Here is a 15,010-nt window from a genome sequence, read left to right on the forward strand (position 1 = left end):
CCGCCATGTGGTCGTTGGCTTGGCAGACGACGAGGGCCCGGCTGAGCGGGTTCGTCGGCGCGTTCATCGCGATTCTCTGCGGCACCGCGCTCGTCGCGGGCTGCGGCATCCTCATGGAATCCGGTCTCCGGGCCGGAGTCCCGACCGAGCGCTACGCCGACGCGTCGGTGGTGGTCGGCGGGGTGCAGACCACGAAACCGCCGGGATCGGATTTCGGCGAGTCCGAGCAGGTCACCGAACAGACCACGGTGCCGGAGACGCTGGTCAACCGGATCGCGTCGGTGCCAGGGGTGCGCCAGGCGGTGCCGGAGCAGGACTTCCCGGCGAACGTCGTGACGTCCGGCGGCAAGGTGCTCACCGGCCCGAACGGCACCCAGTCGCGCGGGCACAACTGGGACGCGGCCGTGCTGGCCCCGCTCTCCATCCGGGACGGGCACGCGCCCGAGGCGGCGAACGAGGTCGTTCTCGACGCGGAACTGGCCGCCCGCGCCGGAGTTTCGGTCGGTGGCACAGTGCGGATCTCGACCCGGTCCACGCCGATGGAGTTCCGGGTCAGCGGCATCGCCACGCCCCAGTCCGCCAGCGGGCTGAGCCGGCAGTCGGCCCTGTACTTCTCCGCCGCGCGCGCCGCTGATCTTTCCGGGAAGCCCGGGCAGGTCCACGCGATCGGCGTGCTCGCCGCTCCCGGGGTGTCGGCGGGCGATCTGGAAGACCGCGTCAGCGCGGCGGTCAAGGGTGAACCGGTCACGGTGACCGCGGGGATGGAACGCAGCACGGTCGAATTCCTCGACGTGAGCCAGACCCGGATGCTGCTGTTCATCCTCGCGGGCGCGTTCGGCGGGTACGCGATCCTGGTCGCGGTGTTCGTCGTGGCGAGCACGCTGGCGCTGGTGATCAACCAGCGACGGCGGGAATTCGCGCTCCTGCGGGCGATCGCCGCCACCCCGAAGCAGATCCGCAAGCTGATCAGCGCCGAAACCATGCTGGTCGCGACGATCGCCGGGGTGCTCGGCGCGGGTCTCGGCGTGGCCGTCGGCTACGGATTGCGCAACTCCTTCGCCGCGGTCGGCGTGATCCCGCAGGACTTCGGCCTCGCGATCGGCCCGCTCCCGCTCGTCGTCGCGTTCCTGCTCGGCTTGGGCGCGGCCCGGCTGGCCGCGTGGTCGGCGGCGCGGCGTCCGTCGTCGATCCGCCCGATCGAAGCGCTCGGCGAGGCGGCCGTCGAACGCCGCGAACTCGGCCGGGCCCGCCTCGTCGTCGGCTGGGTGCTGGTGGCGCTCGGCTTCGGCGGCGCGACGGTCCCGATGTACGTGACCGGACCGGGCGCGCTCGCCGCCTCCTCGATGTCCGCGCTGGTGGTCGTGATCGGGCTCTCGGTGCTCGGGCCGAAGGTGGTCGCCTTCATGACGCGGATCATCGGCCCGCTGTACTCCGGCTTCTCGCGCATCAGCGGCTACCTCGCCGCGGCGAACAACCAGGCCAACGCCCGGCGGCTCGCCTCGGCGGTGACCCCGGTGATGCTGGCGGTCGCGTTCGCGATCTCGATGTTCTACAGCCAGACGTCGTCCGCCGCCGCCACCCGGGAGCAGGCGGTCCGGTCGACGACCGCGGACCACGTCCTGACGAGCACGACCGGCGCGCTGTCCCCGGAGGTCGCCGCGGCGGCGCGGGCCATCCCCGGAGTCGCGGCCGCTACCTCGGTGATCCGCACCGACGTCGTCACCACGGTCAAGGAGGACCAGCAGCTGCGCGTCATGAAGTACCCGGCGCAGGGGCTGAACGGCGACCAGGTCCGCGGCGTGCTCGACCTCGGCGTCGTGTCCGGGAATCTGGCCGACCTGCGCGGCGACACCGTCGCGATGAGCAAGAGCGAAGCCGATTGGTACGACAAGAAAATCGGCGACGAGGTCGACTTCTGGTTCGGCGACGGCAGCCCCGCGAAGGTGAAACTGGTCGCGGTCTACACGCACAACCAGGCGTTCGGCGAGTACGTGCTGCCCGCCGATCTCGCCCGCGCGCACACGGGGGACCGGATGGACAGTTCCGTTCTGGTGCGCCAAGACCCGAACGCGGATCCGGCCGCGGTGACCGCCGCGTTGCGCGACCTCAGCGCCCGCTACCCGGGCCTCACCGTGACCCCGAGCTCCACGGTTTCCGCGCTGGAAAGCGCTTCGGCGCAGCAGCAGTTCTACCTGAACCTCGTCGCGGTCGGCGTGATCCTCGGCTACGTGGTGATCTCGGTGGCCAACACGCTGGTGATGACCACCGCGCAGCGTTCGCGGGAATTCGCCCTGCTGCGGCTGATCGGCACCACCCGGGGCCAGGTCGTGCGGATGATGCGCCTGGAAGCGTTGACGACCGCGGGCATCGCGGCGCTGATCGGCACCGTGGTGGCGGCGATTCCGTTGGCGATTCTGAACCTTGCCCTGCGCGACACTCCGCTCCCGGCAGGAACTCCCGCGGTATTCGGCGGAATCATCGCCGGAGCTTTCTTGCTCAGCCTGGTCTCGCTCGGACTGTCCACTCGGGTCACCTTGCGCGCCAAGCCCATCGACGCCATCGGCCTCCGCGAATAAGAAAGAAGAACCCATGCGCACCACCTCGCTGAAACGGCTTTCGGTGGCGGCCCTCACCGCGGCGGGCCTGCTCCTGCCCGCCGCGGCGGACGCCTCGCCGGCTCGTTTCCTCGACCAGTCCACCATTCCCGATTTGCAGCGCGCCATGGACCGGAAGCAACTGACGTCGGAACAGCTGACGCGCGGTTACCTGCGCCGGATCGAAGAACTGAACCCCAAACTGCACGCCGTCGTGCAAACCAATCCGGACGCACTGGCGGCGGCGAAGGAAAGCGACGCCCGCCGCCGGACCCACTCTTCCCGCAGCGCCCTGGAAGGAATTCCAGTTCTGCTAAAGGAAAACACCGACACCGCAGACCGGCAAACCACCACCGCTGGGTCCACCGCGATGCTCGGTTCACGCCCCGCCAAAGACGCGTTCCTGGTCCAGCGCCTGCGCGCCGCCGGAGCGATCGTGCTCGGCAAAGCGAACCTGTCGGAATGGTCGAACTTCCGCTCAGGCGGGCAAATCCCAGGCTGGAGCGGAGTCGCGGGCCAGACCCGCAATCCCTACGCACTGGACCGCAGCCCATGCGGCTCCTCGAGCGGCTCGGCAGTCGCCGCCGCAGCCGGTCTGGCGACGGTCGCCATCGGCACCGAGACCGACGGTTCGATCGTGTGCCCAGCGGCCGCGACCTCGACCGTCGGCGTGAAAACCAGCCTCGGCGTCGTGAGCCGCAGCGGCGTCGTGCCGATCACCACCCAGCACGACACCCCCGGCCCGATCGCCCGCAACGTCACCGACGCCGCACTCACCCTCGCCGTAATCACCGGTGCCGACCCAGCTGATCCCGCCTCAGTCGCCGCCGCGCCCGCGATTCCCAAGGACCTCCGTCTGGATCGCAACGCCCTGCGCGGCAAGCGAATCGGCATCTGGCGAAAGGGTCACACCGGCATCGATCAGCAAGCCGACCGCGTCTTCGAGTCCACAGTGCACACTCTGCGCTCACTGGGCGCGACGGTCGTCGAGGGCGCGGACGTCGAGGACATTTCCTGGTCGGTCAAACCGGATCTTTTCCCGGCGTTGCTGACCGAGTTCAAACACGACCTGAACGCCTACCTCAGCGCGACCCCCGGCAACCACCCGCGGAACCTGTCCGAGCTGATCGCCTACAACGACCAGCACCGCGACGTCGAAATGCCGCTGTTCGACCAAAGCCTGCTGATCGAAGCGAACAAGGCCGACGGCAACCTGACCGACCAGACCTACCGCCGCCAGCGCGCCGCCGCGACGGGCATCGCACAACGGTCGATCGACGACGTCCTTGCCTCGAAGGGCCTCGACGCAATCATCACCCTGAGCGGCTTGCCTGCTTCGCCGCTGGACCGCCCAGGCGACCCGAAGTTCTTGAGCAGCACCCGGAACACCTCCGTCGCGGGCTACCCGAACATCACCGTGCCAGCCGGTTTCGCGGGTCCGCTGCCGGTCGGGGTCTCGTTCCTGGGCACGAAGTATCACGATGCGCAGCTGCTCAACTTCGCCTACGCGTACGAGCAGGCGTCACACGCGCGGCAGGCTCCTCGGTACTTGCCCGCTGCTTAGCCGCCGGGCTCCCGGCTGCGGGAGGAGAAGCGGCCGAGATCCGGCGCGCGCCCCAGCCGCGGCGGGCCAGGCTTGTGATGCCAGTGGTCCGTGAAGGGCTCCTTGAGGGAACCAGATTCCTTCAAGGAGCCCTTCACGGACTTCGGCGAGAGCGAGAGCCGTCCGGCACGTTTTCGTCGGCCCGTCCTCCGCAGCGCTCTGGCCGACACCGCCACTGCTCACCCTCCGCGCACCCGAGCAACCCCATCGAGGCGGCCCGACCCGCCACCGCTCTGACGAGCCCGCCGGAGCCGAGCCCGCCCGACCCGACCAGGGCCCGCCCGGCCCGAACCTGCCTGAGCCGGGCCCGCCCCCACTTGAGCCCGCCCGACCCTGGCCCGCCGAGCCGCCCCGCCCGAGCCCGCCCAACCTGAGCCCGCCCAACCCGAGCCCGCCTGAGCCAGGCCCGCCCGAACCGAGCCTGCCCGAGCCAGCCCCGCAGATGTCCCGCTGATCGGGAGCAACCCCCACAATCCGCCCCCTGCCGCCAAACGGCCCAGCCTCCAGGCAAAACACCCCGCCGCCGTTAGCATTCCGTGACCAACCGCGAACCCGGCGTATCGAGGCCGTCAGTTTCTACCCTGGTCACCGGATTAATCGGGCACTCTCACTCATTCGGGTTAACAACTTCGCTATCTTGGACCCCGTGGTGCACGCAAAGTCACGTTCCGCTCAGCGGGCGAGCCTTCGGCTGGGCGCCGTGGCGGCTGCCACGGTGCTGGGGGCCGGGCTCGCCGGGGCCTACGTCGGCCTGCACCGGACGGCGGAGGCGGAGACGGCCAAACCGGTGTCGAACGTCGCCGTCGCGCGCAGTGCCGGCGGCAACGCGGGCAACGCCAGTGGCACAGTCAGCGGCGGCACGGGCAACACCGGCGGCAAGTCCTCCGCGCAGCCGCCCGCGCTGCCCGATCATCCGACCCCGTTCAGCGTCAAACTGTCCTCAAAGGACATTCCGGAGAAGGGCGGCGGCGTCCGCACCGGTGGGTGCAGCGGGTCGCTGATCGCCCCGCAATGGATCGTCACCGCGGGACACTGCTTCCACGACCTCGACGGCACGCGCGTCAGCGGCAAACCCGACTACACGATGACCGCCGCGATCGGGAAGCTCACCGACTCCGATCCGCGCGGGCACGTGCTGAAGATCGTGGACACGCGCCAGTCCGCGGTGAACGACCTCGCGCTCGCCAAGCTGTCCGAGCCGGTCACCGACATCGAACCGCTCGCGCTGCCGGACGGGCCGCCGGACCCGGGGCAGCACACGACGTTCGTCGGCTGGGGTTCGCTGTCCTCGAAGGTCATCGTGCAGACCGATCACATCAAACGCGGCGACTTCCAGGTCGACGAAGTGCGCAAGAACGAGATCACCCTCGAACCGCTGAAGAAGCGCACCGTCGAGAACAGCCCCTGCCCGGACGACTCGGGTTCGCCGTTCTTCGTGCCGGTGAAGGGCAAGAACACGCTGATCGCGGTCGAGAACTTCGGACCGGACTGTCCTCAGCCCGGCATCGAAACCGCGGCGCGCGTCGACCAGCTCGTCTCGTGGATCCGGGGCGAGATCGGCGCGTAAGCGCTCACCGGGGCAGCAGTGCCGCCAATTCCCGCGCGGCAGCACGCAAAGCGGGCACGAACTCCTCGAGTTGAGCCACGCTTAGCCGGTAAGCCGGTGCCGCGGTGGACAACGCGGCGATCGCGGTCCCGTCCGGAGTCCGGATCGGAACGCCGACCGCGCGGATGCCTTCCTCGTGCTCCTCGTCAGCGATCGCGTAACCACGTTCGCGCACCGCCGCGATCTCCGCCGCGAACGCCTCGCGCGAAGTGATCGTGCGCGGGCCCAACGCGGGCAGTTCAAGCGAAGCGACCAGTTCATCGCGGTTCGGCGCGAACGCGACCAGGCATTTCCCCATCGACGTGCAGTGCAACGGCCCGCGCGCGCCCGGTTCGCCGCGGATCTGCAGCCGCTGGGACCCCTGCACCGAGTGCACGTAAACCTGGTTGTGCCCGTCCAGCACGGCCAGCAGCGTCGGCTCGCCGGTCTCCGCGGACAGCTTCTGCATCACCGGCAGCGCGACACCGGCGAACCCGCGCGCCTGCGACACCGACTGGCCCAGCTCGAACAGCCGCAGCCCCAGCGAATACCGCTTCGACACCGGGTCATTGCGCGCGAATCCCTCGCTCTGCAAGGAGCTGAGCAACCGATGCGTGGTGCTCACCGGATACCCGGCGGCGCGCGCGAGCTCGGACAGCGGCACGCCCTCGGGGTAGCCGCCGAGCAGGGACAGCACCCGCAAAGCCTTGCCGACCATGTCCGCCATCGGCCCCCCTTGACGTCCCGCGCGCGGCGACGCACACTGCCTCTCACCGCATTGCGGAATAGCTTTCCATATGACGGAAAGCTCGTCAAGCACTTGGGTCAGCGGCGACAGGAGTACCGGATGAACACCGTCGAGCAGGCGGGCACGCTCGGGAGGCAGCGCTGGCTGCGGCTGATCCCGATCGTCTTCGTCACCTACAGCCTCGCCTACCTCGACCGGTCGAACTTCTCGATCGCGACCGCGGGCGGCATGGCCGAGGAACTGCACCTCACGAGCACGACGTCCGGCCTGATCGCCGCGTCGTTCTTCCTCGGCTACTTCCTGCTGCAGGTCCCGGGCGTGCTCTACGCCGACCGCCGCAGCGTGCGGAGCCTGATCTTCTGGTCGGTGCTCGCGTGGGGAGTCCTGGCGACCGCGCAGGGCCTGCTCAGTTCGGTGCCGGTGCTGATCGTGGTCCGGTTCCTGCTCGGCGCGGTGGAAGCGGCGGTCCTGCCCGCGCTCGTCGTGCTGCTCGCCCGGTGGTTCACGAAGGCCGAACGCGGCCGGGCCAACGCTTTCCTGATCCTGGGCAACCCGGTCACGGTGATGTGGCTGTCGGCGGCGTCCGGGTATCTGATCGAGGCGACGTCCTGGCGCGGCATGTTCATCATCGAGGGAATTCCCGCGCTGATCTGGGCTTTCGTGTTCCGCGCGCAGGTGCGCGACCGGCCCGCCGACACTCCCTGGCTCGACCCGGCCGGTCGCGCCGCAGTCGAAAGCGCGATCGCTGCGGAACAGGCGCAGCTGCCGGAGCCGGCTGCGCGGCCGGTGCGGGAAGTGTTGCGGTCCAAGGCGGTTCTGCTGCTGGCGGCGCAGTATCTGTTGTGGAGCATCGGGGTGTACGGCTTCGTGTTCTGGCTGCCGTCGATCGTCAAGGCGGGTTCGTCGGCCGGGATCGGCGCGACCGGTTTGCTGTCGGCGATCCCGTACGCGTTCGCCGTGGTGGCGATGCTGATCAACTCGCGCGGTTCGGACCGGACCGGGGCGCGGCGGCGGTTCGTGTGGCCGTGGCTGCTCGCCGGCGCGGTCGCGTTCTACGGTTCGTATCTCTTGGGCAAGCAGCATTTCTGGTGGGCGTTCGTGCTGCTGGCGATCGCCGCGGTGGCCTTGTACGCGCCGTACGGCCCGTTCTTCGCGATGATTTCCGAACTCCTGCCGCAGCGGACCGCCGGGGTGGCGGTAGCCGTGGTCAACGCCGCCGGCGCGCTCGGCGGGTTCCTCGGGACCTACCTGGTCGGCTGGCTCGAATCCGCCACCGGCAGCACGGCTGCCGCGTTCCTGATGCTGGCGGGGACAATGGCCGCAGCCGCGGTGCTGGTGCTCGCGGTTCCGGTGAAGACGAAGGAAAGGCGAGCATGACCGCGCGTGTACTGGTGCCCTGGTCCGACATTTCCGTTCCGGCCGAACTGAACGCGGTCGTCTGGGACGGCCGCGGCACCCCGCCGGACGGCCTCGACGACGTCGAGTTCTACGTCCTGCCCTACGACCAGGGCCCGGCGGCGGCGAAGCTCATCCCGGAATTGCCGTCGCTGCGCGCGGTGCAAACGCTTTCCGCCGGGTATGACAATCTGCTGCCGCTCGTCCCGTCCGGGGTGAAGCTGGCGAACGGCCGGGGCCTGCACGACCTCAGCGTCGCCGAGCACGCACTCGCGCTGATCCTTGCCGCACAACGGTATTTCCCGCGCTGGTTCGCGCAGCAGCAGAAGGGCTCGTGGGACCGGGTGCACACGCGCTCGCTCGCCGACTGCCGCGTCCTGCTGGTCGGCTACGGCTCGATCGGCCAAGCCATCGAGCGGTACCTGGAGGCCGGCGAGGCCGAGGTGGTCCGGGTCGCCAGCACCGCGCGCTCCGGCGTGCACGGCATCGACGAACTGCCGGAGCTCCTGCCGACCGCGGACATCGTGGTCCTGGTCCTGCCCGACACTGCGCAGACGCGGGGCCTTTTCGGGGCCAAGGAACTGGCGCTGCTGCCGGACACCGCGCTGGTCGTGAACGTCGGCCGCGGCACCGCCGTGGACACCGACGCGCTCACCGCCGAGGTCTCCGCCGGTCGCCTGCGCGCCGCGCTCGACGTCGTGGACCCGGAACCGCTGCCCGCCGACCATCCTCTGTGGACCCTCGACGGCGCGATCATCACCCCGCACATCGCCGGCGGTTCGGACTCGTTCTACCCGCGCGCGAAGCGGCTGGCCGAACGCCAGCTCGCGCACTACGCGAAGGGCGAGCCGCTGGAGAACCTCGTCAGCTGAGCACGGCCTCGACCGCGGGCTGGTAGGCGGCGATCTGGTCGGGCGTCCAGAAGCCGGAGATGTCGTGCGTGACGATCCGGTAGACAAGCGCGCGGACCAGCATCTGCCGCCATTCCGGCAGATGCGCCCAGCGGTCGATCAGCCCGGGAGTCGCGCCGTACCAGCACAACGCGTCGGCGACCGCCACCGCGGCGGCCCAGGCCGGCGGACGCCAGTAGACCGCCCAGTCGATCACTGCGGGCGGCTGTCCCGGCGTGAACAGGACGTTGCCGGGAAGGTCGCCGTGCACCGCCTGCGCGGCCGACTCGACCGGACGGCGCGCCTCGAGCAACGGGCGGAGGAGGTTCCGAGCGGGTGCCGTGCCTTCGGGCGGCAATTCCGCCCAGGCGACGCGGTCTCCGATCGCCCAGGGGTCAGTGCGGAAATCGAGGAAATCCGGCCGCGGCAGGTGCGCGATCGCTTGATGGAACGCGATCCCGGCCCGAATCGCGTCGTCGGGCCGGGAAGTGTCCGGACGGCCGGGCGCGAGCCGGCTCGCCTCCCAGCCGAGCGACGGATGATCGCCGGATGAATTCTGGCCGACGGCTGTTCCCGCGATCCATTCCCCGTCGCGAGCCTGCAGCGGACGAGCGATCCGGAACTCCGCCGATTCCGCCACCTCGGCGAGCGCCGCCGCCCGCCATCGCGTTTCCGGAGCGAACTCCACCGGTTTCAGCACGACGTCCCCGGCGCGCCAGGTCTCGCCTTTCCCGCCCTCCAGCCGAACCGGGTCCTCGGCGCAGCCGAACGCGGCCAGCACGTCCGCCGATGGTTGCTTGTTCAACGTTCTGCGCCTTTTCTCTCGGGTTTCCGCAGCTCCTCGCATAGCTACCCAGCGCAACGCAAGGGGAGGAACGACTCCTCCTGAAGGTACGGAAGCGCATTCAGGGGACCACCCAAAGTGCACATGTGAGCCCTGTGTATGCTTCGCCATCGCTTGACTGGGTGGATTCTTCACCCGAATTGGTGGCCGCCGTGGTCGGGGAGATGTGGTCTCACGCGGTCCGTCGTTCGTGGTTCGGGACTCGATGGGAGAAAGCATGCACGGCAGGTCAATTCTGGTCCGGGGAGGGGCAGCGGCGGCTTCCGCGGCAGCGGCGCTCATGATCGCCGCGCCAGTCGCCCTCGCGGACGACAACGCCCCCACGGCGCGCAGCGGCGCGGCCTCGGGCGAGCTGGTGTACGGCGGCACGTCGGGCTTCGACGTGAACATCGCCGACAAGGGCAAGGTCCAGACGACGCTGTTCAACTTCAAGCTGTCCGACGGTGCCATCTCGAAGATGTACTGCGTGCAGATCGAGGTCGGCGCGCGGTTCGGCGAGACCATGGTCGAGCACGCCTGGAACGACTACCCCGACGCGAAGTCGCCGTTCCGCAAGAACAACAAGAACATCAACTGGGTGCTGCACCACAGCTACCCGTCGCAGGACGTCGCCTCCATCGAGAAGGCGCTGAGCGGCAAGGGCGTCGAGCTCCACGACGGTCTGTCCACGAAGGAAGCGCTGACCGCGACCCAGGCCGCGGTGTGGCACTACAGCGACGCGAAGGACCTCGACGCCGAGAACCCGCTGGCCAACGGCTCCCCGGACGAAGCGGCCGACGTTCTCGCGCTGTACAAGTACCTCACCGGCGACGCCAACACCGGCGTCGAGGAGAAGAAGCCGGCGCTGAGCATCACCCCGGCGAAGGCGACCGGCGAAGCGGGCACCAAGATCGGCCCGTTCACCGTCGCCACCACCGGCAGCGTCACCGACTTCACGAGCAAGCTCCCCGAGGGCGTGAAGGTCGTCGGCGAAAACGGCGAGGAGATCAAGTCCTCGGCAATCAAGAACGGCACGAAGCTGTTCCTGGACGTCCCGAAGGACGCGAAGCCCGGCACGGCCGAACTCGCGATCAAGGCCACCGGCGACGTCAACACGGGCCGCCTGTTCGTGGCCAAGAACTACGACAGCAACCCGGCGCAGTCGCTGATCGTGGCACAGTCGCAGAAGAGCGCGGTCGAGGCCGCGGCAACCGGCACCTGGACGGAAACGGGCCCGGTCACCACCGCGCCCGCCACGACCGCCCCCGCGGCCGGCAACAACTCGGGCCAGACCCCGCTGGCGAACACCGGCGTGAACGCCGCCCTGCCCATCGGAATCGGCGCAGCCCTGGTCATCGCGGGCGGCGCGATGATCCTGGTGGTTCGCCGTCGTCGCAGCAACGCCTGATTTACTCTGCTTGACCCTGCTTTAGCAACGGGCCGGTCCTTTTAGGACCGGCCCGTTTTGCTTCCCCGCCCGGGAAGTCCGTAAAGGGCTCCTCGGGGGAATCGAATTCCCTCAAGGAGCCCTTCACGCCCCCGCGGCCGGTGCGTGAGGGCCACCCTCACGACGCGCGTCCGGTCCTTGAGGGACCCCTTCACAGACTTGGGTTCCCTCAAGGAGCCCTTCACGGACGACAAGGTGCCGTGAGGGCCACCCTCACGGCCGCTGATTCCCTCAGGGTTCCCCTCACGACCCATCCGCCGTGCGTGAGGGGCCCCTTCACGGACCCGCCTGCTTCCATCAGTTCGCCAGCGCGCGGGATGCGCCCCAATGTGGCATTGGTTGCATCGCATGCACCGAACGCCACATTGGGTGCGTCAGATGCACCCAATGCCACATTGGGGCGCTCCACGACCCCCACAACCGGCGGCCGCGAACCCATCCTCACCCAGCGCTCAAGCCGCGCGCCCCACCCGCCAACCCGCCGCCGATGGCTCGAGCCGCGCGTCTCACCCGCCACCCCGCAACCGGTGCGCTCGAGCCGCGCGCCCCACCCATCACCCCGCAACCAGTGCACCCAAGCCAAGCACCCCGCTCACCAATCCGCAGCCGATGCACCCAACGATCGGTGCACCCACACCACCCCAGACCGTCATCACAATCAAGCTTCGGGGTGTCCCACCGCACTCCCGACCCGCGATGTGCGAAGCACGAGCCGGGTCAGTTCACACAAGTAACCCCATCAGCAGTAATCTCCGGAGCACCCCCGGCAGGAGGCTCCATAACCGCCGGAGCGGAAGCCGGATGCACCCCGGAATCATCCGAATACTTCTGCCCCAAATAAACCCGGAAATGATCCTTGTCCAAAGAACTATCCGAAGCCACCGCAACCCCGCCAAGCTTCGTCGCGATACCCTCAGCCTGACTACGCTGCCCCCGCCCGTAATAGACAGTAGAAGTCCGCCGAGTAGCACTATTAGTCACAGAACCCCGCTGATACCCAGCAGCAGCAAGCTTGTCCGCCACCCGGTTGGCCAACCCGTCCACCCCAGACGAGTTCCGCACATCCACCACATAAGAAGCCAACGCCGGATCCCCAGCAGCCGAAGACGGCGGCGCAGAGGAAGACGGAGCAGAAGTAGCAGCCCCAGTCTGCTCCCGGACAAACTTCTGCACCTGCTGAGGATCGACCTGCACGGCATCCCCGTCATTAGGCGTCTTCAAAGTAATACTAACCACCGGCACGGTGACGAAGTTGATACTCCCAGCACTCATCCCATGCAGTTGCTGAGCAAACCCGAGCAAATCCCAGTTGGTATCAACAACGACAGCCTTCTTAACCGCCCCGATCAACGCATCCAACTTACCCGGATCCGTCAACGTCCCAGCGGAAAGAATAGTCTTAGCCATACTGGCCATAAAGACCTGCTGCCGCTTGATCCGATCCAAGTCCCCATTGGGCAGTCCATGCCGCTGCCGCACGAACTGCAACGCCTGCGCCCCGGCAACATTCTGCGGTCCGGCAGGAAAATTAGCCCCAGAGTAAGAATCCCGAACCGGAGCCTTAAGGCAAACCGGAACCCCGCCCACAGCCTGGCTCACGTAATAGAACCCAGCCAGATTGACCGCCGCATAGTGCGTAATGGTCAGCCCGGTCAACTGCTGCACGGTCTCGATCGCCGTCTTGGCCCCGGCCTGCGCCGAGTCCGTCTCCAGCTGAGGCCCAGACTCCCCTTGAGTCTTCAGTTCGTTCTTCCGAGCAGTCTGCCCATACGTATAAGCCGAGTTGATCTTGTGCTTCCCGAACTTCCCGGCAAGCTGGACATACGAGTCACGCGGGATCGAGATGGCCGTGGCGTTCCCGCCGCCCGCCGGGATATGCACGACGATCATCGTGTCCGTCGTGTCGCCGCCGTCCTCGGCGCCGCCCGCGTGCAGTTGGTCGAGTACGTCCTCGGGCAGCGGATTGCCCTCCGCGTCGGTGCGCGTGTCGAGGCCGACCATCAGGATGTTCTGCTCGTCCATCGGCGAGTTCGACCCGGAGCCGATCACATCGGACCTGGTCAGGCCGTCGGTGATCTGGTTCAGCTTCGACCACGCGAACGCGGTGCCGCCGAGGACCAGCAGCGAGACGACGGCCAGGAGCACCTGGGCGACGCGGAGCGCGCTGGAAGTCTTGCGACGCATCGGGGTTCCTCTTCCTGCCACATCCGGTGGTCGAAAGACCCACGGTAGCGGGCGTCTCACCTGGACGGGTTACCGCTTACCCCAAATTGCGGAGAGGGCGCCCGGAATGTCGGACCGAGGGTGTATCGCCGCGGGCGGTCCGGCTCGACTCTCATTCTACAGGGATGTAGTTTTACTACAGCCGTGTAGAAGCAGAAAGAGGTGCCCGATGGCCCGCGTGGTGATCGTGTCCGCCCGGATCGGAGCGGGACACGACGGTGCCGCCAGGGAGCTGGACCGGTGGTTTTCCAGTCGCGGCGCGCAGGTCGTCCGCGCCGATTTCCTGGACCTGCTGCCGGGAAGACTCGGCGAACTGCTCTGCGGCGCCTACCACCAGCAGCTCAACATCGCGCCGCGCAGCTGGGACTGGCTGCTCAGCGCACTGGGCACCCCCGCGCTGGCCGGAGCCGCCCGCCGGTTCGGCGGCCTCGCCACACCACGACTGCGCGAGCTGCTGGGGGAGAGCACCGACGTCGTCGTCTCGACCTATCCGCTCGCGACACACGCGGTCGCCAGGCTGCGGCGGTCCAACGAACTGACGGCCCCGCTGGTCGTCTACCTCACCGACCCGTCGGTGCACCGCCTGTGCGTGAGCCCGGACGCGACGCTCACCGTCGCTCCCAACGAAACCGCCGCCCGCCAAGCCCGAGCGTTCGGAGCCGGTCGCACGCTCGTCTCGCGTCCGCTGGTCGCATCCGCCTTCCGACCCGCCGCCGGGATCACCGAGCGGCTGCGGCTCCGGCTCACCTTCGGTCTTCCGCATGACGGCCCGCTCGCGTTAGTAGTGGCCGGATCCTGGGGCGTCGGCCAAATCGGACAGACCGCCGACGACCTCCTCGCGACCGGTCTCGTCGAACCGGTCGTAGTGTGCGGCCGCAACGAAGCGCTGGCGGAACGATTACGGAAAACCGGACACCGGCACGTTTTCGGCTGGGTCGACCGGATGCCGGAACTGATGCGCGCGTGCGACGTCGTGGTGCAGAACGCGGGCGGACTGACGACGTCGGAGGCGCTCGCGACCGGCCTCCCCGTGCTGACCTACCGCTGCCTGCCCGGCCACGGCCGAGCCAACGCCGCCGTGCTGCACAACGACGGCATCGTCCCGTGGGTCCATTCGCCGAGCGAACTGACCGAGGCGCTCGAGTGGTTGCTGCGCCGACCGGTCAAGGCAGCCGGATGATCCGCGGACTCGCCGTGGCAGCCGTCGCGCACGCAGCACCGGCCGCATTGTTCGTACCGCAGCTGCGGACGGCAAGACTCGCCGGACGAGGCGACCCCAGCCACGTGGCGCTGACCTTCGACGACGGCCCCAACCTGGAGTCCACGCCACAATTCCTCCGAATCCTCGAAAAGCTGGACGTCCGCGCGACCTTCTTCGTGCTGGGCCGGGAACTGGCCGCCGCACCGGAACTAGGCCGGGAGATCGCCGCCGCCGGGCATGAGGTCGCAGTTCACGGCTGGGATCACCGCTGCTTTCTGCGCCGCTCCCCGAAGGCCCTGCACGACGACCTGGCACACACCGTCGACCTGATCGAACTCATCACCGGCACGAGACCGCAGTGGTTGCGCGCGCCGTACGGAGTGTTCAGCGCGAGCGCCCTGCTTTCGGCGCGTGTGCTCGGGCTTCAGCCCGTTTTGTGGAGCACCTGGGGATTTGACTGGACCAGTCGCGCCACTCCGCGCTCGGTCGTGCACACCGTGT

At 68.5% G+C, this 15,010-nt stretch carries 10 protein-coding genes and 1 pseudogene; 8 read left to right on the top strand and 3 right to left on the bottom strand.

Features of this window, described 5'->3' with window-relative positions:
• Nucleotides 1-5 precede the first annotated feature (5 nt).
• The 3 genes from WA670_RS07770 to WA670_RS07780 all read left to right on the top strand — a co-directional run bounded on the left by WA670_RS07770 (nucleotide 6) and on the right by WA670_RS07780 (nucleotide 5,764).
• A complete protein-coding gene (locus WA670_RS07770; RefSeq protein ID WP_336157673.1) occupies nucleotides 6-2,576 on the top strand; it encodes an FtsX-like permease family protein in 2,571 nt (856 codons plus the stop codon).
• Between the two features lie 13 nt (nucleotides 2,577-2,589).
• Entirely contained in the window at nucleotides 2,590-4,158 is a 1,569-nt protein-coding gene (locus WA670_RS07775) for an amidase (RefSeq protein ID WP_037820434.1), read from the top strand.
• Nucleotides 4,159-4,897: 739 nt separating this feature from the next.
• Nucleotides 4,898-5,764, top strand: coding sequence for a S1 family peptidase (locus WA670_RS07780; protein ID WP_336157240.1), 867 nt, complete (start codon nucleotides 4,898-4,900; stop codon nucleotides 5,762-5,764).
• A gap of 4 nt (nucleotides 5,765-5,768) precedes the next feature.
• Here the strand turns inward: WA670_RS07780 and WA670_RS07785 are convergent, their stop codons facing one another.
• Nucleotides 5,769-6,509: an IclR family transcriptional regulator gene (locus WA670_RS07785; RefSeq protein WP_037816826.1), complete on the bottom strand. Its 741-nt coding sequence runs from the start codon at nucleotides 6,507-6,509 to the stop codon at nucleotides 5,769-5,771.
• A gap of 120 nt (nucleotides 6,510-6,629) precedes the next feature.
• Here WA670_RS07785 and WA670_RS07790 point away from each other — a divergent pair, with 120 nt between their 5' ends.
• Nucleotides 6,630-7,907 carry an MFS transporter gene (locus tag WA670_RS07790; RefSeq protein WP_037816824.1) on the top strand — a complete coding sequence of 426 codons (1,278 nt, stop codon included), beginning with the start codon at nucleotides 6,630-6,632 and terminating at the stop codon, nucleotides 7,905-7,907.
• A complete protein-coding gene (locus WA670_RS07795) occupies nucleotides 7,904-8,797 on the top strand; it encodes a 2-hydroxyacid dehydrogenase (RefSeq protein WP_037816822.1) in 894 nt (297 codons plus the stop codon). Before WA670_RS07790 ends, WA670_RS07795 begins: the two co-directional genes overlap by 4 nt.
• Here WA670_RS07795 and WA670_RS07800 read toward each other — a convergent pair.
• Nucleotides 8,790-9,620, bottom strand: coding sequence for a TIGR02569 family protein (locus WA670_RS07800; protein ID WP_336157241.1), 831 nt, complete (start codon nucleotides 9,618-9,620; stop codon nucleotides 8,790-8,792). The two genes, WA670_RS07795 and WA670_RS07800, sit on opposite strands and share 8 nt — an antisense overlap.
• Before the next feature lie 256 nt (nucleotides 9,621-9,876).
• Here WA670_RS07800 and WA670_RS07805 point away from each other — a divergent pair, with 256 nt between their 5' ends.
• Nucleotides 9,877-11,046: a thioester domain-containing protein gene (locus WA670_RS07805; protein ID WP_167754309.1), complete on the top strand. Its 1,170-nt coding sequence runs from the start codon at nucleotides 9,877-9,879 to the stop codon at nucleotides 11,044-11,046.
• Between the two features lie 756 nt (nucleotides 11,047-11,802).
• On the opposite strand, the gene WA670_RS07810 is transcribed toward WA670_RS07805, so the two are convergent.
• Nucleotides 11,803-13,269: an LCP family protein gene (locus WA670_RS07810; RefSeq protein WP_336157242.1), complete on the bottom strand. Its 1,467-nt coding sequence runs from the start codon at nucleotides 13,267-13,269 to the stop codon at nucleotides 11,803-11,805.
• A gap of 208 nt (nucleotides 13,270-13,477) precedes the next feature.
• On the opposite strand from WA670_RS07810, the gene WA670_RS07815 reads away from it, so the two are divergent.
• Together WA670_RS07815 and WA670_RS07820 are read left to right on the top strand one after the other, a co-directional pair.
• Nucleotides 13,478-14,488 carry a glycosyltransferase gene (locus WA670_RS07815; protein WP_336157243.1) on the top strand — a complete coding sequence of 337 codons (1,011 nt, stop codon included), beginning with the start codon at nucleotides 13,478-13,480 and terminating at the stop codon, nucleotides 14,486-14,488.
• A pseudogene (locus tag WA670_RS07820) lies at nucleotides 14,485-14,928 on the top strand (polysaccharide deacetylase family protein); the annotation flags it as partial. The gene WA670_RS07815 and the pseudogene WA670_RS07820, both read left to right, overlap by 4 nt.
• Between the last annotated feature and the right edge of the window lie 82 nt (nucleotides 14,929-15,010).

This window comes from Amycolatopsis sp. VC5-11 (assembly GCF_037034185.1).
In the GTDB taxonomy this organism is placed as follows: Bacteria; Actinomycetota; Actinomycetes; order Mycobacteriales; family Pseudonocardiaceae; genus Amycolatopsis; species Amycolatopsis nivea.